Raw genomic sequence first — 21,815 nt, forward strand, 5'->3', positions numbered from 1 at the left:
ACACGCTGCGGCCCTCTCGCCTGCCAAACAGGCACCACATCATGTCAAGGATTTATATGCCACTCTCAATTGCCGAATCCGGCATTTCACGCCTCAGGCCTGCCCGTCGCACACGCGCCCTAATGTTCCTCTCAGCGGCAGTTTCGGTTGGCCTGCTCACCGGTTGCGCTGGCGGTAACACTGCAGGGACCGAGAGCAGCGCCTCAGGTGAAACTATCGATTTCAACTACGAGGGCTACACTGCAGAGATCCCCGCAGATCCGCAGCGCGTAGTCGTGCTCGATAGCCGCAGTGGCCTCGAAATGGCGCTCCTCGCGGACTACCCACTCGTAGCAACTGCATACGGTGAGGACAGCCCGCTCTCACCGCTCGTTGATGAGGACGTCGCTCATCTGAAAAATACTGCATTTGATTTGAACCGCGAGGAGATCGCCTCGTACAACCCCGATCTCATTGTCGTTGGCAAGGGTTGGTGGGATTTCTATGAGGGCGAAGACTTCAAACTTGATGACATCGCTCCCGTGCTCGCCGTGAACGATGGCATTGATGTTGAGGGTGCCTCTGCCGAGGATCCGTTCGTGGCGATGACTGCACAGCTCAATATGCTCGGTCGTGAAAATCAGGCCGAGGCCGCTATCGAAGGTTACGAGCAGGCGGTAGAAGACGCACGTAAGCGCATTGAGTCCTATACCAAGGGCAAGTCGATCGCCGTCATTCACGCACCAGTTGATAATTTCACGGTCATTTCCGACGAGTCGCTCTACCAGGTCGTGTTCCCCGCGCTCGGATTCAACATTTATGACAATGCAGAGATCACTGCTGCACCGCCTAACCCAAACGGTATGGGCCACATGCTGAGCTATGAAAGCGCAGTCAGCTCGCTCGGTGACGCAGATGCATTGCTCGTCTACAAAGCCGATGTCGATGCGGATCTTGATCCGCTGCTCAACCGAGTGCCAGCGGTCGCAAACGGTACTTGGATCGAGGGCAACCTAGCTGAGCGATTCGGCTTCGCGCTGACCTACACCAGTGTCGTTGACGGCATTGCGGACGCAGTTGAGGAGTTCCCCGACTTCAAGTAGTCACAGAGTGAGCTGCAGGGGGTGCAGCTCACTCTGCACATGTGTGCCGGTACGGTTTCATCTCCGCAAGTGACCGTACCGGCACTTTTGTATCGATCGTGACATACACGCCCGTGCGTTTCGCATCTTTAAGGCAGCCGAACAGATGCACCTCGCCCTTTCATATGAAATCCACGCAGCCCCTGCACTTCCAGCACAAATACGACCGTGCCCAAGTCATCTGTTCGCCAAGTCTGCATACCCATCTTTTGAAGTGCAGAGAGTAACTCTTGGTTGGGGTGCCCGTAGCGGTTCTTGCTACCAACAGATACGAAGGCAGCCCCAGCACCCACCTGCTCGTAAAGGGTGAGGTACTGATCCTTTGACCCGTGATGCGCAATCTTCACGATGTCGCTAGAGACATCTAGCCCAGCGGCGAGCATGCTTTTCTGCTCGTCTTTACCAGTGTCGGCAAGCATGAGAATGCGCTGACCCTGGATCGAAACCGACATCACAATACTCGCCGCGTTTGTATCTTTCGGAACGACTCCCTGAGCCGGAGCCAACGCTTTCCACCACAAGCCAGAATTTCCTCCGGGAACAGCTCCTCCGGTATCACCCTGCCGCACAATCACTGGCGTCAGGCCATGCGCACGCAAACTTTTCACGAGTGCACGATCTTCGCCGTCATCAGCATTCGCCGGCGCAATGATCACCGTCTCCGTGATTCCCGCGACCGCATCTAACGCACCGACATGATCACGATCATCGTGGGTGAGTACCAGCTGATCTATGCGTGATACCCCGAAGCGCTTCAGGCATTGCTGCAATAGGTGTTCATCGTCTCCCGTATCAACTAACATGACGAAGTCAGGGCGTTCAGGGTCCCGCAGCAGCGTTGCGTCTCCCTGTCCGACATCGCAAGAAACGATCGCCCAGTCTTGCGGAATCCCAATTTTGGACGCTACCGGCGCAACACCGATCATCGTGAGTGCAATGCCAGCACTGGTCGCCCCGAGCAAAACACTGATCCGCTTCGCAGCTACCGGCAGCCGTTGCACCTCACCCCATGGAAGTCTGCGCTTCCCTGTTTCCCACGTGCCTCGCGAGAGTTGTCTCGTAATCACCGCCACCAGCATCACACCGATCGCTTCAACCAATGCCAAGGCGCCTGCCCCGAACCAACCTCCGCTCCAATGCCATCGCCCAAACGGCAACTCTGATCCAATCGCTGCGATTATTTCGATCCAGCGCGCCGGTATCGCGGCAAGATATACCAGACACGTTCCAGCTTGTTCTGCGACCGGAAGAACGATGGTAGCGCCCAGCCCGAGTGCAGTCCCAAGAGGTGCCGCAGGCGCTGCCAAGACGTTTGCGAACACACTCACAATTGAGACGCCTGATTGCAGAAGTAGGAGCAGTGGACCGCATGTGAGTTGAGCCGCCAGCGTGAGCGCAAACGGTGTCGCAAGCCATCCGGGTACCCGACACCTGCGCTTCAGTCCGCTCGTGAACTGCCGAGAGAACAACAGGATGCCTAGTGTGGCAGTGACCGAGAGCGCGAATCCGGCTTGAACAGCTTCCCATGGGTCGCGGATCAAGAGGATCAGCACAGCAGCTCCCAACGCAGATAATGCCTGCGATCGTTTCCCTGCAAACTGCGAAATCAACACGACAGCTGCCATCACCGCGGCTCGCTGCACGCTCGAGTCGGGCCCAACTATGCCAACGAACCCGAGGAGAAACAACCCCGCAATTGGAAGCCTCGCCCGACGCCCAAGCCCCAAGCGCGAGGCAAGCCAGATTCCGGCGGAGACAACGAGCGCACAGTTCGCGCCTGAGACGGCAGTGAGATGCGTCAGCCCGGTTTCCAGCATGTCGGCGGAGAGGTCTTCATTCACCAGCGAGGTATCACCCACGGCGAAGCCCGGAACTAGCGACGCGCTCGCCACCGGAGAAGCTGCCGCCAAAAGGCTTGCGCGTAGGCGGGAAGCAGTCGCGTTCCAGCCTCCTGCAGGCGCAACTACCTGCAAGCTGCGCACGGTAATGTGCCAAGCACTTGTAGCACCGAGCATCGCTGGTTTCGGCCGCCCGCGCACAGCGACTCTCGTCCCGGGTCCGAACGTCACATCTGGAGCCCCATCGAGCCAGAGATTTACCGGCACGGCTGCCCCATGCATATCGGCCATCGCCTGCATCCCAAAACTCGCTCCTCCGGCGGGAGCCGCAGTTGCTCTCGGGAATCCGACGACATCAGCTTGAAACTCAATGGCCCGTTCTTGCTTCGCCGCTGCAACAAACTCAACGTGCATCCTCGCGGTGTCACTCATCTCTACCCGCGCTGCGAGCAGAATGACGACAGTCAATAACACGAGCAGCGCGCTACGAACCGTCGGCGCACTACGATTGCCGTCTCGATGACGGGATCGAAGCGTGCCCACCAGCGTAACGATTCCAGCGACAAACGCAACGGCAATGCACCATCGGCTTGCTTCTGGACGATGAATCAAGAGCGCATACATGACCCAACCTGCAAGCGCAGGAAAGAGGAGCCGCCACGCGCCAGGTGGGCCTGTGCTCGCATCGACGAGAAATTGGCCGTCGACTCGCGATTTCATAATGTGACTAGCGGCTTGAGCGATTCAAGTGTTTTGTCGCCAATGCCGCTCACTTCACCGAGCTGATCAATCGTGCGAAAACCACCGTTTGCCTTCCGCCACTCGATGATTCGTGCAGCGAGGGCAGGCCCAACGCGAGGCAACGTCTCAAAGTCGCTCTCGTTCGCAGTATTCAGGCTCACCAGCGGAGCGTCGCCGCCACTTGTCGCACCACCGCCTTGACTCTGATCTGAGACTGCAGCAGCTGAAGCTAGCGACTGTTCGAGGTTTGGTACAACAATTTGTTCGCCGTCAATGACCAACCGTGCAAGATTGACGTCGGTGAGTACCGCAGTTGCAGTAGCGCCACCGGCAGCCGCCATCGCGTCAAGCACCCGTGATCCCTGAGGCAGTTCGACCACCCCGGGCTGCTCCACCTCTCCTACGACGTGCACGGCAAGCAGAGATTCAGGTTGGCCCGTCCCCTCGTTTTCCGTAATCACGCCGCCACCAGCACTTGCAGACTGCTCAGACTCGACAAACGGAGCCGTAGCCTCCCCCGGCTGCTCCCAAATCAACAGCAGAGTGACGAGTGAAGCGACAACGAACAACGCGATTGCGGCGGCAGCCGGTAGGGCGATCGACCGCTTCGTCAGGGCGGCGACGGAGACCCGTTCGCGCCAGGTGAGCGCAGGAGCCTCGGCAGTTCGTTTTGGGTGTGCAAGGGCCCAGCGCCCTGGCACATTGGGCTCCTGAACCGACGCAGGTTCCGTCGCTGTCTGATCGCCTTGCACGAGGTGCAACCAACCTTGCTGTGTCGGTGTTTCCCGCGGGCCGGTGCTCTCTGCATCGTGCATCGGCTCGCGCGTCTGCTCGTACACATGCTTTCGAATTGGTGGAAGTTCCCAGTGCTGCGGTCTCATGCAGCCCAGTTTGGGAGTGAATACCTGCGCAGAAGGGTGGGTTCACAGAATTGTGGGCAATGCACGCGATTCAACAGACATTCACGATTGTGCACAACATACGAAGGCCGCGCAGCTCGTAAGAACTGCGCGGCCTTCGTGACGCTTATCGCGTGAAGCGGAAACGACTACTTCGCGGGCTTCACCGCGATGCTCACGATCTTGGGAACGCGAACAATGAAGTTCACGATCTCCTGATCGCCGATAGCGCGCTTCACGCCGTCGTCTGCGAGTGCAGCCTCGCGTGCTTCGTCTTCGGTAACCGATGCGGGCAGCGTGAGACGCGCGCGCACCTTGCCGTTGACCTGCACGACCATGGTGACCTCGTCCTCGACGAGCAGCGACTCGTCAGCGGCGGGCCAGGTTGCGAGTGCAACTGTCGCCTCGTGGCCGAGCTTGGCCCACATGTCTTCTGCTGCGAAGGGCGCGAAGAGCGAGAGGATCTGTGCGATCGCCTCTGCCGACTCACGAACAGCGGGGTCTGCGATGCCGCAGCCCTTGTCGATTGCCTTGCGGGTGAAGTTCACCTGATCCATGAGACGTGCGACGACAACGTTGAACTTGTACTGCTCAATGAGGGTCGGTGCGTCTGCGAGGAGCTGGTGGGTGTGCTTGCGGAGCGCCTTGTCACTGCCGGCGAAGTCGACGCCAGCGGGGGCACCGTTCTGCTCGACATCGTCGGCGATACGCCACGCACGTGCGAGGAACTTTGCCGAGCCCTGCACCGAAACGTCAGCCCAGTCGATGTCGTCCTCGGGCGGACCAGCGAACGCGAGCGTGACGCGCAGTGCGTCAGCGCCGTGCTCCGACAGCTCCGAAGCGAACTCGACGAGATTGCCCTTCGACTTCGACATCTTCGCGCCGTCGAGCAGCACCATGCCCTGGTTGAGGAGCGAGGTGAAGGGCTCTTCGAAGTCGAGGTAGCCGAGGTCGTGCAGCACCTTGGTGATGAAGCGCGAGTAGAGCAGGTGCAGAATTGCGTGCTCAACGCCGCCAGCGTACTGATCGACGGGGCCCCACTTCTTTGCTGCCTCGGGGTCGAACGCCTGGGTGTCGTCGTTCGACGAGAGGAAGCGGAGGAAGTACCACGAGCTGTCCACGAAGGTGTCCATCGTGTCAGGGTCGCGCAGCCATTCGCCGTCTTCATCGGTGACGGTTGCCCACTCGGTTGCGGCGCCGAGCGGCGACGAACCCTTGGGCTTGAGGTCGAGGCCCTCAGATGCGGGCAGCTCAACGGGCAGCGACTCCTGCGAGACGGGCTTCATTTCGCCCTCGTGCTCGCCGGTGCCGTGCAGGATGGGGATCGGAGTACCCCAGTAACGCTGACGCGAGATGAGCCAGTCGCGCAGGCGGTAGGTCGTGGTCGCACGGCCTGTGCCGCGTGTCTCAAGCACCTCGATCGCCTTGGCGATTGCCTCAGCCTTAGGCAGGCCGTCGAGCTCGCCCGAGTTAACGAGCAGGCCTTCGCCCGCGGTCGCCTTGCCGCTCTCAGCGGGGTTGGGGAGCTCTGCACCGTCTTCGTCACGCACGTCGACGACCACACGAACGGGGAGGTCGAACTTGAGAGCGAAGTCAAGGTCGCGCTGGTCGTGCGCTGGCACGGCCATGATCGCGCCGTGACCGTAATCAGCGAGCACGTAGTCAGATGCCCACACGGGGATGCGCTCACCGTTCACGGGGTTCACAGCGAAGTGATCGAGGAAGACGCCGGTCTTCTCGCGATCCGCATTCTGACGCTCGATCTCGGTCTGCTTCTGCGTCTGCTCCAGGTATGCCTGGAACTGCATGCGAACCTCGGGCGATGCGCCAGCTGCGAGCTCTGCAGCGAGGTCAGCATCGGGAGCGACCACCATGAAGGTTGCGCCGTGCAGGGTATCGGGACGGGTCGTGAAGACGGGAACCTTCTCGTCGCGACCCTCGATCTCGAACTCGACCTCTGCGCCACGCGAGCGACCGATCCAGTTGCGCTGCATGTTGAGCACCTTGGTGGGCCACTGGCCCTCGAGGGTGTCGAGGTCGTCGAGCAGGCGATCCGCGTAATCAGTGATGCGGAAGTACCACTGGGTCAGCTTCTTCTTGACGACCATCGCGCCGGAGCGCTCCGAAGTGCCGTCAGCGAGGACCTGCTCGTTCGCGAGCACGGTCTGGTCTACGGGGTCCCAGTTGACCCAGCTCGCCTTGCGGTATGCGAGACCCTTTTCGTACATCTTGAGGAACAGCCACTGGTTCCACTTGTAGTACTCGGGGTCGCTCGTGTGCAGCACGCGGCTCCAGTCGAATGACGGAGCGTACTTGCGGAACGAGTCCTTCTGCTGCTGAATGTTTGCGTAGGTCCACTCACGGGGATCAACGCCACGCTTGATTGCCGCGTTCTCAGCGGGGAGACCGAACGAGTCCCAGCCGATCGGGTGCAGCACGTCATAGCCGCGACCGCGCCAGAAGCGAGCCATGATGTCACCGAAGCAGAATGCCTCAGCGTGACCCATGTGCAGGTCGCCCGACGGGTACGGGAACATATCGAGCACATACTTCTTCGGCTTGCCCGAATCTTCGTTACCCACCTGGAACGGCTTCATCTCGTCCCAGACGGGAAGCCAGCGTTCTTGGATCTTGCGGAAGTCGTAGCCTTCGGCGTCACGCCCCTGCTGCTCGGTCACACATACCTCGTTTTCAACTGCGTCACACGCCCCGGCGGACGTGCATATCTTTCAAGAATACCGCTTACAGCGCGGCAAGAAGCGGAGTTGCCTTCAGATGCTTCTCTGCGGCCTCCATTGCCGGGTCGGAGTCAGCGGTGATTCCTCCCCCGGCGCCAATGCGCACGGTCGTTTCGACTGCCCCACCGACTCCCTCGCGCGAGTGGATTTCCACGCTGCGAATGGTCATTGCGATCTCTGCGTCACCGTTTTCGTCGACCCACCCGAAGCACCCGGAGTAGAGGCCGCGCGGGCCAGCCTCAAGCGCCCCGAGAATCTCGACGGCGCGTCGTTTCGGCGCCCCGGTCATGGATCCACCTGGGAAGCAGGCCGCAAGAGCGTCCCACATGTCGTTCCCCGCAGCCAGGTCGCCAGCGACCGTACTCACGAGTTGGTGCACGTGCGGGTGGGTTTCTACCTCAAGGAAGCGCTCGACGCGCACCGATCCTACGGTGCATACCCGGCTGAGATCGTTGCGCATGAGGTCAACGATCATGAGGTTTTCTGCGCGTTCCTTCGGGTCGGTGCGGAGCTCGGTTGCGAGTGCGCGATCCGCCGCTTCGGTCGTCCCACGTTTGCGCGTGCCCTTGATCGGGTGCGTCCGCACGGTGCCGTCGTGCACGCTGAGGAAGCGCTCGGGGCTCACACTCACGAGCGCGCGGTCGCCCGCGACGATCACACCACCGCGCACGGCTGGGCCTGTGGCGCGCAGCTGCAAGAACAGGGCGAGCGGATCAACCCGCTCAGTTACGACCGTCTCAGCCGTGTCGGTGAGGCACAGGACGTAGGCATCACCCTCGGCGATCGCGGAGCGGCACGCTTCGACCTCGGCCTCGTACTGCGCATCCGTGCGACGCCAGGCGAGATCGAGATTGCGTGGGGTACGGGCGGGCGTGGTCAGGGGCTCGGCAGCAGCTGCCGCCGCGCGGAGCGGTGCATCGAAGCGCGCGAGCCAGTGGGTACGTGCCGGGGCGGATCCGCGCAGGGTCGCACGTCCGGTCGCGTGGTCGATCGCGAGTACGGCATCGAGGCGGATCGCGAAGCTCGCGTCGCCAGAAAATCCGGGCGCACGTGGCACGCCCAGCAGACCAACACCAAACTCATACGAGAGCGCGAGCGCCCAGTAGGCGCCGGCAGCGGATTCCGCACGAAGCTCCGCGAGGAACTCGTGCTGCGCACCTGGCTGCGGCATACGAACCTCAGCGGCAACGCCAAGCAGACTCACCGCTGATTCTCCTGGCGCTGGCGCGGCGCCGTCAAACCAGCACCACGCCTCACCTGAAGCGGCCAGCACAGCCGCGGCGGTCGAGGCGTCGACGGCGTACGGCAGCTCGGTCAACATCACCTCATAAGGGTAGCGTCGCCGCGCGGGGTCTTGCTCCACGGGCGGTGGGATCCGCCGCCCTGCTACGCTCACGGCATGGAACGTGAGCTACTTGTCGCCGATTCATTCCGCACCCGCACGAACTCCTTCACAGGAGAAACTGAGGCGCGCGGCATGGAGATGCATGTCTCCCGCTTTATCGACTCGGTCGAGGAGGCGGTGGCTGGCGAGATCCCGTTCGATGATCTCGCGGGCTGGCTCACTGACTTCTTTGAGTCTGCCGGTGAAGATATCGCCGCGGGTGGCGATGGCTTCCCACGTTTTGAGCTGTGGCGCACCGAAGAGGGAGACCTGGAGCTGGCGTGCGCGATCCGCCCCCTTCCCGAACTCGGCGAGACGCTTGCACTCGTGACGACAGACCGAGCGGGTGAGCGCATCACGCCGTGGCGCAAGGGGCCGAACATTCCGTTCTACTCGGCACTCAATCGTGAGCTGGGGGCCGAGGCGCTGTTCGTCGATGAGGACGGGTTCGCCATCGAGGGCGCGACGACAAGCTTGGTGCTGTGGAATCCCAGCACGGGTGATGGCCACTTCCTTCCGGGCGCCGGTGAACGCCGGCCAGAGGGGCGGATCGTCTCGGTCACGGAGATCCTGGTTCGGGTCATCGCTGAGGAGGACGAGTCGAGTCAGGCGATCACCGAGATTGCAGTGCTTGGCAGCGCGATCACCCTGTTCGAGGTCTGGGCGGTCAACGCGCTGCACGGTATTCGCGTGGTGACGAGCGTCGACGGCAAGGCAACACAGCCGGCAAACGAAGAGCGCCTTGCGAGGTTCCGCAAGGTGCTCGACCAGAGCTGGCAGCCGGTATAAGCGGCCCGCCAGCCTCAGATTCGATTACAGCTCGAGTCGCGCGCCGGTCACATCCGTCGGCAAGTCGGTGTGCGTAATGAGTACGACCGCACGGTCATCGGGAATCGCACCGAGCAGATCGCGCATGAGCACATCTGCGCGCTCACGGTCGACACCCGCGGTTGGTTCGTCGAGAATGACGACCGGGAAGTCCGCGAGAATGGCCCGCGCGAGCGCAATTCGTTGCGCCTGACCGCCCGACACGAGCGCGCCGTGTTCGCCGACTCGGGCGTCGAGCCCGCCGCGTTCTGCGAGCCACGGGCCGAGGCCCACACGCTCAATGACGGCGAGCAGCTCGTCGTCGCTCGCGGTTTCGTGTGCGAATTTCAGGTTCTGGCGAATATCTGAGTCGAAGAGGTGCGGGCTCTGCTCGCACAGGCCGACGAACGAACGCAGATCCGCGCCGGCGAGGGTGTTCGCCTCGACTCCGGCAACGCGATATTCCCCGCGGTACTCCAGCAAGCGGGTGAGCGCGAGGGCAAGCGTCGACTTTCCCGAGCCCGACGGGCCGGTGATCACGAGCAGCTCACCGGCAGCGAGTTCGAAGCTGATGCCGGTGACGGCATCATGATCCGCGCCAGCATGGCGAACCGAAAGGTGCTGCGCCGCAAGCAGCGGGGTGCCGGTCGGCACGGCCGCCGGCAGCTTGGCTGGCGACGCAGGGTCGACCGGAATCTCGGCGGGCAGCGGCTGCTCGGTGAGCTCGGCAATGCGATCGGCGCTTGCCTCAACCGCGCGACGAGCGGTAAAGGTCGCGAGCAACTGGGCATACACCTCGAAGACCGCGGCCGGCACCACGACAATCGCAGCAAAGACCGGCGCCGAGATCGACTCGCCTGCTGCCGGCAACGCAATAAGGAAGATGCCGAGCGTCGCGATGCCAGCGCCAAGTGCCACAATCGCACCGGTCAGTCCAGCGGATCGCGCGCGGCGCTCCTGCACGGCCGCGAGCCGCGCCTCGGCCGCAGCAATGCGTGCGCGCTGCGCCGGCAGCGCGTCGAACGCGGCAAGCACCTCTGCCGAGGCGAACCGCTCGAGGAGCGCGTCCATGAGGCCGGATCGCGCGGCCGCGAGCTCGCGGTCACTCTCGCCAGCGAGACGGCGTGCGAGCCAGGCGGCAACGAAGCCCGAGAGCACGAGCACCAGGAGCAACACGAGCGCCGCGGGAATCGATGCGATCGCCACGACCAGCACCGTCAGGCCAATGACGATGCCGCTCACGATCTTGGGCTGGCGAACGCGCAACGCCTCGTCCTGCAACTGATCAACGTCGTCAACAAAGGCCGACAGGACCTCGCCACGCTTCGACGTTTCGAGCGCACCCGGCACCCGTGGGATCAAGCGCTCGAAGGTCTCCGTGCGGAGGTGTGCGAGCTGCTTGAGCGCAGAGTCGTGGCTCGATAGTCGCTCCACATACCGGAACGCCGCACGGCCAACCGCCAATGCTCGCACGCCCACGATCGCAAAAGTGAGGTGCAACACTGGCGGCTGCTCCCCCGCGCGCACGATGAGCCACATGCTCAACGCGAGCAGGCCAACGGCGCTGCCGTCAGAGAGGACGCCCAGCAAGATGCCAGGCATTCGGCGCTTCGTCATCGGCACCGCACGCGCGATGACCGTCTCGCGAGCCGTCACTGTTGCGCTCATGCCTGCACCTCTGCTGCTTCGATTCGTTCAACTCTGTCTGCGGCGTTCAGTACCGCCGGCCGGTGGCTCACTACCAACACCGCACGACCGGCATCAGCTTCATCACGCATTGCGCGGATCACCAACCGCTCCGAATCAGCATCAAGTGCCGAGGTGGGTTCATCGAGCACGACCGCTGGCGCGTCGAGCTGCCAGGTGCGGAAGAGTGCTCGCGCAACACTCACACGCTGCGACTGGCCACCGGACAGACCGCTGCCGAGCGAGCCGAGTTCGTAATCGAGCTCGAGGTCTTCGAGACCGACCGTGTTGAGCGCGCGGCGCGCGAGCGCCACATCGGGCGTGCCGCCGAGTGCAAGGTTTTCACCAACTGTGCCCTGGATGAGGCCCGGTCGCTGACCCACCCAAGACAGGTGCGCCGGTCGGTAGACCGTGCCCTCGGTCGGTTCGAGCGTGCCCATAAGCAATGCAATGGCGGTCGACTTGCCGACGCCAGAGGGCCCGGCAAGCGCCACGACCTCACCTGGCGCGGCCGAAAGCTTCAGTGGTGGCGCGAGCTGCCGCGATCCGCGCACAAGTGGAACATCGGCGAGTCCGATGAGTCCATCGGTGACGGCGACATCACCAGCCGTGGTATCTGGCTTGGCAGCAGCGTCGGTGTCGGCATCGGCATCGGCATCGGCATCGGCACCAGCCTCGGCTGCGCCCCCGAGCTCCTTGCCATCGATGAGGTCAAACACGTCACCGACTGCCGTGAGTCCCTCGGCCGAAGCGTGGAACGCCGCGCCAACCTGGCGGATCGGAATGAACACCTCAGGCAGCAACAGCAGCACGAAGAGACCCATCGCCAGCGGGAAGTCGCCCACGACCAACCGCGTGCCGACCGTGACCGCAACCAGCGCGATGGAGAAGGTACCGGCAAGGTCGAGCACGAAGCCCGACAGGAACGTCACGCGCAGCACCTTCATGGTGCTCTCGCGGTACTCGTCCGTCTCACGCGCGATGCGAGCGGCCTGGCGCTCCTCGCGGCGGAAAATCTTGAGGGTTGCCAGGCCAGTCACCACGTCGAGGAACGAGGCAGAGAGGTGCTGCAGTCGGCTCCACTGGCGATCCTGCACAGCTTTCGTTGCGAGGCCGATGAGCACCATGAACACGGGAATCACTGGGAACACGATGACGACGATGATGCCGCTCAGCGGATCCGCCAGAAATACGCATGCAATCATCACCGGGGTTGCAACGACCGCGAGAATGAGCTGCGGAACGTACCCGGCAAAATACCCGTCGAGCGCGTCGAGGCCGCGGCCGAGCGTGGTCGCAAGCCGCGAGTCCGGCACGCCAGCAGTGGCCTGCGGAGAGCGCGCATCGATCGCATCAAGGGCGGCGGATCGCAGCTCCGCCTTTACCCGCACCGAGCCGCGCGCCGCAAGCGCGTCCATGGCCCAGCTCGACCCTGCCCGCAGCAGCAGCGCAACCAGCGCACACCCCAGGAGGAACGGAAGCTGCTCAACCGGTGCGGTCCCCTGCGGGGTGAGGCTGAGATCCGAGCCCTTCGTGAACCGCAGCACCGGGAATGCCGCGGCCGCAATCGACTGCGCGAGGAACCAGCTCCAGGCGATAATCGCGAGGGTGCGGATCAGGCCGATCAGCGCACCCCACCCAAACACGGAACGGGCAGAACTCGCAGTGCGCAGCATGCGCGGGTCAAGCGGTTTCACAGCGGTGAACTCCTTGAGGTGAAGCGGATCCGAATGCGCCAAGGGCCAGGCCCGGGTCTTCCCGAACCTGGCCCTTGTATTGCACTCAGACTAGTGTGCAGCGGCGGGAATCATGTCCCGACTGACGCGCTTACGGAATACCCAGTAGGTCCACGCCTGGTACGCAAGCACCAGCGGGAGGGTAATCACTGCAACCCAAGTCATGAACTCCAGGGTCTTTGGCGAGCTCGCCGCGCCCTCGATGGTCATCGAGAATGCGGGGTCAATGCTCGACACCATGAGGTTCGGGAACAGGGCGGCAAAGATCGTCAGCAGCGCGAACGCGATCGTGACGGTGTTGCCAACGAATGCCCAGCCCTCACGACCTGCGAGGTTCGCAACCCAGCCGGCAATGAGCGCGACAGCGGCAATTGCAGCGCACGCGATGATGAGGCCGAGGTGCGGGCTGTCGAGGTTCATCACGATCGTCCAGACGAGGAAGCCAGCGGCTGCCACGATCGTGACGAGTCCAACGCGAGTTGCGAGCGCGCGAGCGCGGTCACGGATCTCGCCGGTGGTCTTCAGCGCGATGAAGACTGCGCCGTGGGTGAAGCAAAGCAGCGTCACGACTACGCCACCGAGCAGACCGTACGGGTTGAGGAGCGTGAGCAGCGTGCCCTCGTAGAGCCAGCCACCGTTGTCCATCTTGGTGATGGGGAGACCCTGAACGAGGTTCGCGAACGCGGTGCCCCAGAGGAGCGGCGGCAGGAACGAGCCCCACATGATGAACTGGTCGAACCAGTTCGTCCACTGCTTCCCCTTGCCCTGGTGGCGGTACTCGAACGAGACACCGCGCAGAATCAGCGCAACGAGAATGAGGAGCAGCGCGAGGTAGAAGCCCGAGAACATCGTCGCGTACCACTCGGGGAACGCAGCAAACAGGCAGGCACCAGCAACGATGAGCCAGGTCTCGTTGAGATCCCAGACCGGGCCGATCGTGTTGATCATGACACGGCGGTCGGTGTCATCCTTGCTGATGAAGGGCATCGACATGCCAACACCAAAGTCGAATCCATCGAGAACGAAGTAGCCGATGAGCAGCACTCCGACGATGAGGAACCAGATTGTCGTCAATTCCATGATGATCGTCCCTCCTTAGTAGACCGTCGTCAGCTTGTGCTGATCCGGCTGCTTGCTGTCGTCGCCATCTTCAAATTCGATCTCAGGCAGGCCAGCGATCGCTGCCTTCCGGATGAGTCCGAACTCGACCACGGCAAGCGCGCCGTACACGACTGTGAACACGATGAGCGAAATGAGGACTGCCCAACCGGGGACGCCCGGCGAGACTGCCTGCTCGGTCGTCATGAGGCCGAACACGATCCAGGGCTGGCGGCCCATCTCGGTGAAGATCCAGCCAACGAGCGAACCGAGCAGCGGAAGCGGAGCGGTCCAGATCGCAACGCGCCAGACCCAAGTGGGGAGCTGCGTCTTCTTGCGGGTCACCCAGAGGCCAACCGCAGAGATCACTGCTGCGAGGCCGCCAAGACCAATCATCCAGCGGAACGACCAGTAGGTCACCCAAATGATCGGCGTGAAGCTGCCGTCAGCGGGGCAGGTCATGAGCGAGTCAGCACCGCAGAAATCGGCGGTGTACTGCGCCTGCAGGTCGTTGATGCCTTCAACCGTGCCGTCGAACCCACCGGTAGACAGGTACGAGAGAAGGTACGGGATACGAATCGAGAAGATTTCGTGCAGGCCGTCGGGAGTGCCGAGGCTGAAGATCGAGAACGACGCGTCCTTACCCGAGGCTGTGTTGTAGATTGCCTCAGCTGCAGCCATCTTCATTGGCTGGGTCTCGGTCATGGTCATCGAGAGGTGGTGGCCGGTGAAGCCAGTGCCAGCGAACGCAATAATGTTTGTCCATGCGCCGAAGCGGAGTGCCGTGTGCATTTCATCAACGAACTGGTTGCGCTTGAGGTGCCATGCTGCGATAGCAACGATGACGACCGCAGCAAACATGATCGAGGCAAAAATCGTGTGCGGGAACTGCCAGACAGCAACCGGGTTCGTGAAGACCTCACCGATGTTGGTGAGCTCGGCACGGCCACGCTCTTCGTTAATCTCGAAGCCAACCGGGTTCTGCATGAAGGCATTCGCCACGAGGATGAAGTACGCCGAGATGGTCGAACCGATCCAGACAAACCAGATACTCATGAGGTGCAGGCCGCGAGGCAGCTTGTTCCAGCCGAAGATCCAGATGCCGATGAACGTTGCCTCGAAGAAGAACGCGATGAGGCCCTCGAGCGCAAGTGGTGCGCCAAAGACGTCGCCGACGAAGCGTGAGTAGTTCGACCAGTTCATGCCGAACTGGAACTCCTGGACGATACCGGTGACAACACCCATCGTGAAGTTGATGAGCAGAATCTTGCCAAAGAGCTTGGTAAGTCGCAGGTACTTAATGTTGTCGGTGCGCACCCATGCGGTCTGCAGCAGTGCGACCAGCAAGCTCATGCCGAGCGTCAGCGGCACAAAGATGAAGTGGTACAGCGTGGTCAACCCGAACTGCCAACGGGCAAGCAAGAGCGGATCGAGCGCCTCGGTCATATATTGCATTGTTGACTCCTGAACGTGGAATCCCTATCCGCGCCAGCGAATCAAATTCCCGTAGTGAAGTTTTCCGAATCGGGCATATTGCCAAAATCGGTGAAAGCCAAAATGGCCGTCACCTGTGATTTTACGCATATCTATGAGATTCCTGCGAATAATTCTTGACGTCAAAATTCTTCTAGTTTGATGTCAAAATATTCATAGCTTCACGTCAAAACAATGTTTCCTCGACCCGAAGCAAAATGGCGCCAGTTGTACCAACTCCGCTCGGCGCGAACATTCCGCCTCGCGCACAGACTTCCATTCAGCACACGGGTCGACGGCCTAAACTGGCTTGGTGACTTCCCTACAGCAGCCAGATGATCGACCGCGCTTCGCAGCGCGCCTCGAAGATCGCATTCACGGCTTCCGAGAGAAGCGTGCAATTTCGCGCGGCAAGACTCCGTCCGTGATTCCCTACATTGGGTACGGCTCGACGGAGTGGGTGCGCGTCCTTGGCCGGGTGTTGTATTTGAAGCCAGACACCCGCGAGCACACACGCTTTCGCCCTGATGTCGCGGCAATTTCTCGCGTCCGGGGCTGGCGCACATTCACCAGCCTCGCCGTCCCATTTCAGCGAGTCCAGGTCCTTGTCGATGGCGAGCCAGTAGGCGAGGTGTTCGCAGATCGCGGCGGCGTCATCGACTCTATGGTGCCCGTGAGCCTCACCCCCGGCTGGCACACCGTCACATTGCAGACCGACGAGGCCGAAGCGGCACATGCCCCGGTCAACATTCTTGACCCGAAAGCCACGCTCGGCGTCATCTCTGACGTCGACGACACCATCCTGATGACGACCCTCCCCAAGCCGCTTGTAGCAGCCTGGAACAGTTTCGTTCTCGACGAGCATGCGCGCACGGCCATCCCCGGTATGCCCGTCATGCTCGATCACTTCACCGCTGCACACCCGGGCGCGCCGGTGATCTATTTGTCGACCGGCGCCTGGAACGCGGCCCCCGCGCTCAGCCGTTTCCTGGAACGCAATCTGTACCCCATGGGTCCGTTGCTGCTGACCGACTGGGGTCCCACGCACGATCGTTGGTTCCGCAGCGGCAAGGAGCACAAGCGCCGCGAGCTCCGACGTATCACCAAAGAATTCCCCGGCGTGAAGTGGCTCCTCATCGGCGATGACGGCCAGCACGACGAGACGCATTACCACGAGTTCGCAACTGAACACCCTGAGAGCGTGGCCGCTGTGGCGATCCGCCAACTCTCGGTGGGCGAGGCCGTTCTTGCGGGAGGCCGTTCAAAGGCGCGTCTGCACCGAAATACCAGCGGTGTGCCCTGGGTCTATGGACCTGATGGGGCAACGCTGCGCGAAGAACTCAGGAACATCGGACTGCTATGACCATCAATCAGGGCCGCATGGACTGGCGAGGTGCGCCAAAGCGCATCACCGGACGATTCACCGTTTCACAGCGGCAATCAATCCTGCAGCCCCTGAAAGCGGCCGCTGCCGCCATTACCACCTGGCTGGTGTGCACGACGTTCCTTGATTCGCATCTCCCGATCTTTGGCGCCATTGCGGCGCTGCTCGTGATGCAGGAGAACGTTGACCAGTCCCTCACTCGCGGTATCGAACGCGTCGTCGGTGTGGTCGTTGGTATTTCCGTTGCTCTCGGCGCAGCGGCCATCTTTGGCCCGCATCCTTGGCTCTTTATCGCCGCGATCATCGTCGCGATGCTCCTCGGCTGGATACTGCGCATGTCCCAGTCTTCAGCAAACCAGATTGCCATCAGTGCACTGCTGATGATTGCGCTCGGCGGCCTCTCCATGGACTACGGCGTCGAACGACTCCTGGAGACCGCTATCGGCGCCACCATCGGCGTCCTGTTCAATGCGCTCATCGTCGCCCCGGTGCGCACGCCGTCGTTGCGCGCGGCGATCACTGACCTCACACAACAGTCTGCCGACGCGCTGATTCGCCTCGCTGAGGCGCTCGAAAGCCCCCGCGACGAGGCTTGGCTTCAGAACATGTACAACCAGGCGCGTTCGCTCAATGCCGATCGCGCACGCGTACACACGCTGCTGCGCCAGGCGCGTGAGAGCCTGCGCCTGAATCCGCGGAGCCGGCGCTATCGCGCGGATCTCATCGAGGACGACGAGCTGTTCCAGCAGCTCCAGCCCATCATCACCCAGGTCATTGGCATGTCACGCACGACGTTTGATCTGTACGACGTTGATGTGGTGAATGATCCCGCGGTACCCGGCATGGCCGATGAGATTCGCCGCGCTGCGCACGACCTGCGCCTGCTCTCAGCTGGTGACTCTGAGTGGATCTCCCATCATGAGCTGCCAGCGCTGACTGCGCCGTATGTGATTCCGCGTGCCAACCCTGACCACTGGATCCTCATTGGTTCATTGATGGCGGATCTCGGCCGCGTGCGCGGCCGCATCACTGGCGGCCTCGACCTCTAAGCGCAGCTCACACCACGGAGGTAGAGCGCTCCCCCATTTCCTGAGACGACAAACGCCCCGTGACCAACGTCACGGGGCGTTCATACTTATTCTGCGGCGTACCGACCCTTGCGGTCTGCACGTTCACCTGGCGGAAGCAGGTCGGGTCGCACCTTCCGAGTGCGCTCGACGCGCTGTTCCTGGCGCCACTTGGCGATTGCCGCGTGATTGCCACTGAGAAGCACGTCAGGGACCGAGCGATCACGCCAGGTAGCCGGCTTGGTGTAGCTCGGGTACTCGAGCAATCCATCTTCCTCGTGCGATTCCTCGACGAGACTCTCGGGGTTACCGACGACACCGGGAACGAGGCGACCAATCGCCTCGATCATCGCGATTGAGGCGACTTCGCCGCCATTCAAGATGTAGTCACCAATGCTGACCAGGCGGATCCGCGCACGGGACTCGTACTCATCAAACACGCGATGGTCAATACCCTCGTAGCGACCGCATGCGAACACCAGGTGCTCTTCGTGAGCGAGCTCACGTGCCATGCGCTGCGTGAAGACATCACCGGCGGGCGACGGGAAAATGATGAGCGGAGCCGAGTCGTCAGCGTCCTCGATAATGCCATCGAGTGCCGCGCCCCAGGGCTCGGGCTTCATCACCATTCCAGCGCCGCCGCCGGTGGGTGTGTCGTCTACCGTGCGGTGCTTATCGTGCGCATGGTCGCGCAGATCGTGCACGTTGAGGTCAATGAGTCCCTTGCTCTGTGCCTTGCCCATGAGCGAAAGCTCGAGCGCGTCAAAGTAGCCAGGGAAGATCGAGACGACGTCGATTCTCAAGAGTGATCTGCCTCCGCAGTGTCAGATTCCGAGTCTTCGAAAAGACCCGCGGGCGGGGTGATGAAGATCTTGCCACCTGCAATGTCCACCCGGGGAACGATTGCTTCCACGAAGGGAACCAACACTGGGCCGTTTTCGGTCTTCACCGTAAGCAGGTCCTGTGCGGGGAAATGCTGCACTTCGGTGACCTTGCCGACGACTACGTCGCCGTCTTCAGTCTCACGAATGACCTCGAGTCCATTGAGCTCGTGGTCGTACCAGGCGTCATCCTCAGCACCGGCGTTGACGGTTTCTTCATCGATCCAGAGGATCGCACGAACGATCGATTCTGACGCGTTGCGATCAGGAACCTCGTGGAAGAAGCCAACGGGCGAGTCGTTGAACCAACGCAGTTCGCGCAGCTCAATCGTCTTGCCAAACCACTCAGACTCGGTCGGAACCTGGAGGTGGAACACCGCACCAGGAACGAACCGGAGTTCGGGGTTATCCGTGAAGAGCTCGAGCTTAACGCCGCCCTTCAGGCCGTGAGGCTTCGTGAGCCTACCGACGCGCAGGCTCCCCGCCCCACAATCGGGACGGGGAGCCTGCGCGCGACGTGGAGCGTCTGCCATTAGCGAGCGCTCCGATCGCCGTCGGTATCGATGACGTCAACGCGAATACGCTCGCCAGAAGCAAGAGCGGAAATCACGGTGCGAAGCGCCTGTGCGGTACGCCCACTGCGTCCGATGACGCGACCGAGATCTTCGGGGTGCACACGCACCTCGAGAACCTCGCCGCGACCGGAGCTCTGTGCGTCCACGCGAACATCGTCAGGGTGATCTACGATCCCGCTAACGAGGTGCTCGAGCGCCTCAGCAAGTGCCATCTGAGCCAAAGGACTTAGGCCTCGGTGGTCTCAGCTGCAGCCTCTTCAGCTGCGGGAGCCTCAGCAGGCTTTGCTGCCTTGGGGCGAACAACGCTCTTCTTTGCTGCGTCAGCCTCGAAAGCAACCTTTGCCTCGGGTGCGAGGACCTTCGACTCGGTGTTGCCCTCGCCCGAGAACTTGCCCCAGTCGCCGGTGAGCTTGAGGAGTGCTGCAACCTGCTCGGTGGGCTGTGCGCCAACCGAGAGCCAGTACTGTGCGCGGTCCGACGAGATGTCGATCAGCGAGGGGTTCTGGGTGGGATCGTACTTGCCGATCTCCTCGATGACGCGGCCGTCACGCTTGGTGCGCGAGTCTGCAACGACGACGCGGTAGAAGGGTGCGCGGATCTTACCGAAGCGCTTGAGGCGAATCTTTACTGCCATGAGTAACTCCTAAAAAGTGAAGTGTGCCGCACCGAAAGCCAGTGCGGAAGCCTGAATACGCGGTAACCGCGAACTCAACAATTCTTCCACAAACAAGGGGTGAATTGCAATTTTTGCTGCGACCAGGGGTTTTAGCAGCAACCTGAAGATTTAGAGCTTGCCGCCGAGCATCTGCTGCAGCTTTGCCATGTCTTCTTCGGTGGGTGCAGCACCCGCGCCACGTCCCAACCCGAAGCCTGAACCAGCCGCAGCGGACTCTGCCTTCGCGGCGATGCCCGCCTGCTCCTGGGCACGCTTTGCCGGGTTACCCGACTGCTTCTTGCCCTTGCCCTTGGCCTGCTGCTTCTTCTTGCCGCCGTGGCTCATGCCAGGCATGGGACCCATGCCAGGAATCTGGGGAACGCCACCGCGTGCAACCGTCTTCATCATCTTTGCAGCCTGCTCAAAGCGCTGCACGAGGGAGTTCACGTCGGTCACGGTCATGCCCGAGCCCTTCGCGATACGCAGACGACGCGAGCCGTTGAGGATCTTCGGGTTGGTGCGCTCTTCCTTGGTCATCGACTGAATAATGGCCTCGGTACGAACAATCTCACGCTCGTCAAAGTTCTCGAGCTGATCCTTCATCTTGCCCATGCCCGGAAGCATGCCCATCATCTTCTTGATGGAGCCAGCCTTACGCAGCTGCTGCATCTGACCGAGGAAGTCGTCGAGCGTGAACGCATCCTTCGCGATCTTCTCGGCAACCTTGCGCGCCTCATCCTCATCGAAGGCCTGCTGAGCCTGCTCGATCAGGGTAAGGATATCGCCGAGGTCAAGAATTCGGCTCGCCATACGGTCGGGGTGGAACGGCTCGAAATCGCCGAGCCCCTCACCGGTCGACGCGAACATGATCGGACGGCCGGTAGCCGAACGGATCGAAAGCGCAGCACCACCGCGTGCGTCACCGTCGAGCTTGGTGAGGACAACGCCGGTGAAGTCAACGCCTTCCTGGAACGCCTTCGCGGTTGCCACCGCGTCCTGACCGATCATCGCATCGATGACGAAGAGTACCTCGTCGGGATCGATTGCCTTGCGGATGTCAGTAGCCTGCTGCATGAGCTCAGCGTCAACGCCGAGGCGGCCAGCGGTATCGACGATGACGAAGTCATGCTGCTTACTCTTTGCTTCAGCGATACCGGCCTTTGCGACCTTGACGGGGTCGCCGACGCCGTTGCCAGGCTCGGGAGCGAAGATTGCCGCGCCAGCCTGCTCGGCAACAACGCCAAGCTGGGTCACTGCATTCGGACGCTGAAGGTCACACGCGACGAGCAGCGGGGTGTGGCCCTGGCCCTTGAGCCACTTTGCCAGCTTGCCTGCGAGGGTGGTCTTACCCGCACCCTGCAGACCGGCGAGCATAATGACGGTCGGCGGGTTCTTCGCGAACTCGAGACGGCGCTGCTCACCACCGAGGATCTCAACGAGCTCCTCGTTCACGATCTTGACGACCTGCTGCGCAGGATTCAGCGCATTGTTGACGTCATCGCCCAGGGCGCGCTCGCGCACCTTGCCGGTAAATTCCTTGACGACGTCAAGCGAGACGTCGGCCTCGAGCAGTGCACGGCGAATCTCGCGGACTGTCCCATCAACGTCAGACGCCGAGAGCTTGCCCTTAGAGCGGAGATTCTTGAGCGAGTCAGTCAGCCGCGCCGACAGGTTTCCAAAAGTAGCCATAGTGGCTAAATTCTACCCTTATTCTGCGGCGCGACTCACGCGG

The 21,815-nt window shown here is 61.9% G+C and carries 17 protein-coding genes; 4 read left to right on the plus strand and 13 right to left on the minus strand.

The window, feature by feature from the left end:
* Window positions 1-122: 122 nt before the first annotated feature.
* Entirely contained in the window at window positions 123-1,082 is a 960-nt protein-coding gene (locus ICM05_RS08375; RefSeq protein WP_188024118.1) for an ABC transporter substrate-binding protein, read from the plus strand.
* A gap of 128 nt (window positions 1,083-1,210) precedes the next feature.
* Here ICM05_RS08375 and ICM05_RS08380 read toward each other — a convergent pair whose 3' ends face one another.
* The 4 genes from ICM05_RS08380 to ICM05_RS08395 form a co-directional block, all read right to left on the minus strand.
* Window positions 1,211-3,583 (minus strand): ComEC/Rec2 family competence protein, encoded by a 2,373-nt coding sequence (locus ICM05_RS08380; RefSeq protein WP_188024119.1) that lies wholly within the window; start codon window positions 3,581-3,583, stop codon window positions 1,211-1,213.
* A 92-nt stretch (window positions 3,584-3,675) separates the two neighbouring features.
* A complete protein-coding gene (locus ICM05_RS08385) occupies window positions 3,676-4,581 on the minus strand; it encodes a helix-hairpin-helix domain-containing protein (protein WP_251364586.1) in 906 nt (301 codons plus the stop codon).
* 167 nt (window positions 4,582-4,748) lie between these two features.
* Window positions 4,749-7,277: a leucine--tRNA ligase gene (leuS, locus tag ICM05_RS08390; protein ID WP_188024120.1), complete on the minus strand. Its 2,529-nt coding sequence runs from the start codon at window positions 7,275-7,277 to the stop codon at window positions 4,749-4,751.
* 64 nt (window positions 7,278-7,341) lie between these two features.
* Window positions 7,342-8,658: an anthranilate synthase component I family protein gene (locus tag ICM05_RS08395; RefSeq protein ID WP_188024255.1), complete on the minus strand. Its 1,317-nt coding sequence runs from the start codon at window positions 8,656-8,658 to the stop codon at window positions 7,342-7,344.
* A 78-nt stretch (window positions 8,659-8,736) separates the two neighbouring features.
* Between ICM05_RS08395 and ICM05_RS08400 the strand changes: the two genes are divergently transcribed.
* Entirely contained in the window at window positions 8,737-9,510 is a 774-nt protein-coding gene (locus ICM05_RS08400; protein ID WP_188024121.1) for a hypothetical protein, read from the plus strand.
* Between the two features lie 24 nt (window positions 9,511-9,534).
* Here ICM05_RS08400 and cydC read toward each other — a convergent pair whose 3' ends face one another.
* The 4 genes from cydC to ICM05_RS08420 all read right to left on the minus strand — a co-directional run bounded on the left by cydC (window position 9,535) and on the right by ICM05_RS08420 (window position 15,494).
* Entirely contained in the window at window positions 9,535-11,196 is a 1,662-nt protein-coding gene (cydC, locus tag ICM05_RS08405; RefSeq protein WP_188024122.1) for a thiol reductant ABC exporter subunit CydC, read from the minus strand.
* Window positions 11,193-12,911: a thiol reductant ABC exporter subunit CydD gene (cydD, locus tag ICM05_RS08410; RefSeq protein WP_188024123.1), complete on the minus strand. Its 1,719-nt coding sequence runs from the start codon at window positions 12,909-12,911 to the stop codon at window positions 11,193-11,195. The genes cydC and cydD overlap by 4 nt, the downstream gene beginning before the upstream one ends.
* Before the next feature lie 90 nt (window positions 12,912-13,001).
* On the minus strand, window positions 13,002-14,030 hold the full coding sequence (gene cydB, locus ICM05_RS08415; protein WP_188024124.1) for a cytochrome d ubiquinol oxidase subunit II: 1,029 nt from the start codon (window positions 14,028-14,030) through the stop codon (window positions 13,002-13,004).
* A 15-nt stretch (window positions 14,031-14,045) separates the two neighbouring features.
* Window positions 14,046-15,494, minus strand: a complete 1,449-nt coding sequence (locus tag ICM05_RS08420) for a cytochrome ubiquinol oxidase subunit I (RefSeq protein WP_188024256.1) — start codon at window positions 15,492-15,494, stop codon at window positions 14,046-14,048.
* A 340-nt stretch (window positions 15,495-15,834) separates the two neighbouring features.
* Between ICM05_RS08420 and ICM05_RS08425 the strand changes: the two genes are divergently transcribed.
* Together ICM05_RS08425 and ICM05_RS08430 are read left to right on the plus strand one after the other, a co-directional pair.
* Window positions 15,835-16,884, plus strand: coding sequence for a phosphatase domain-containing protein (locus ICM05_RS08425; protein WP_353055861.1), 1,050 nt, complete (start codon window positions 15,835-15,837; stop codon window positions 16,882-16,884).
* Complete coding sequence (locus tag ICM05_RS08430; RefSeq protein ID WP_251364587.1) at window positions 16,881-17,954, plus strand: aromatic acid exporter family protein; 1,074 nt, start codon at window positions 16,881-16,883, stop codon at window positions 17,952-17,954. Before ICM05_RS08425 ends, ICM05_RS08430 begins: the two co-directional genes overlap by 4 nt.
* Window positions 17,955-18,040: 86 nt before the next feature.
* On the opposite strand, the gene trmD is transcribed toward ICM05_RS08430, so the two are convergent.
* The 5 genes from trmD to ffh form a co-directional block, all read right to left on the minus strand.
* Window positions 18,041-18,775 (minus strand): tRNA (guanosine(37)-N1)-methyltransferase TrmD, encoded by a 735-nt coding sequence (trmD, locus tag ICM05_RS08435; protein WP_188024125.1) that lies wholly within the window; start codon window positions 18,773-18,775, stop codon window positions 18,041-18,043.
* Complete coding sequence (rimM, locus tag ICM05_RS08440) at window positions 18,772-19,386, minus strand: ribosome maturation factor RimM (RefSeq protein ID WP_188024126.1); 615 nt, start codon at window positions 19,384-19,386, stop codon at window positions 18,772-18,774. Before rimM ends, trmD begins: the two co-directional genes overlap by 4 nt.
* Window positions 19,386-19,640: an RNA-binding protein gene (locus tag ICM05_RS08445; protein ID WP_188024259.1), complete on the minus strand. Its 255-nt coding sequence runs from the start codon at window positions 19,638-19,640 to the stop codon at window positions 19,386-19,388. Before ICM05_RS08445 ends, rimM begins: the two co-directional genes overlap by 1 nt.
* 14 nt (window positions 19,641-19,654) lie before the next feature.
* Window positions 19,655-20,062, minus strand: a complete 408-nt coding sequence (gene rpsP / locus ICM05_RS08450; RefSeq protein ID WP_188024127.1) for a 30S ribosomal protein S16 — start codon at window positions 20,060-20,062, stop codon at window positions 19,655-19,657.
* A gap of 150 nt (window positions 20,063-20,212) precedes the next feature.
* The gene (ffh, locus tag ICM05_RS08455) at window positions 20,213-21,772 is read right to left on the minus strand and encodes a signal recognition particle protein (protein ID WP_188024128.1); all 1,560 of its coding nucleotides are present in this window, start codon (window positions 21,770-21,772) and stop codon (window positions 20,213-20,215) included.
* Between the last annotated feature and the right edge of the window lie 43 nt (window positions 21,773-21,815).

Source organism: Leucobacter sp. cx-42 (genome assembly GCF_014529985.1).
Lineage (GTDB): Bacteria > Actinomycetota > Actinomycetes > Actinomycetales > Microbacteriaceae > Leucobacter.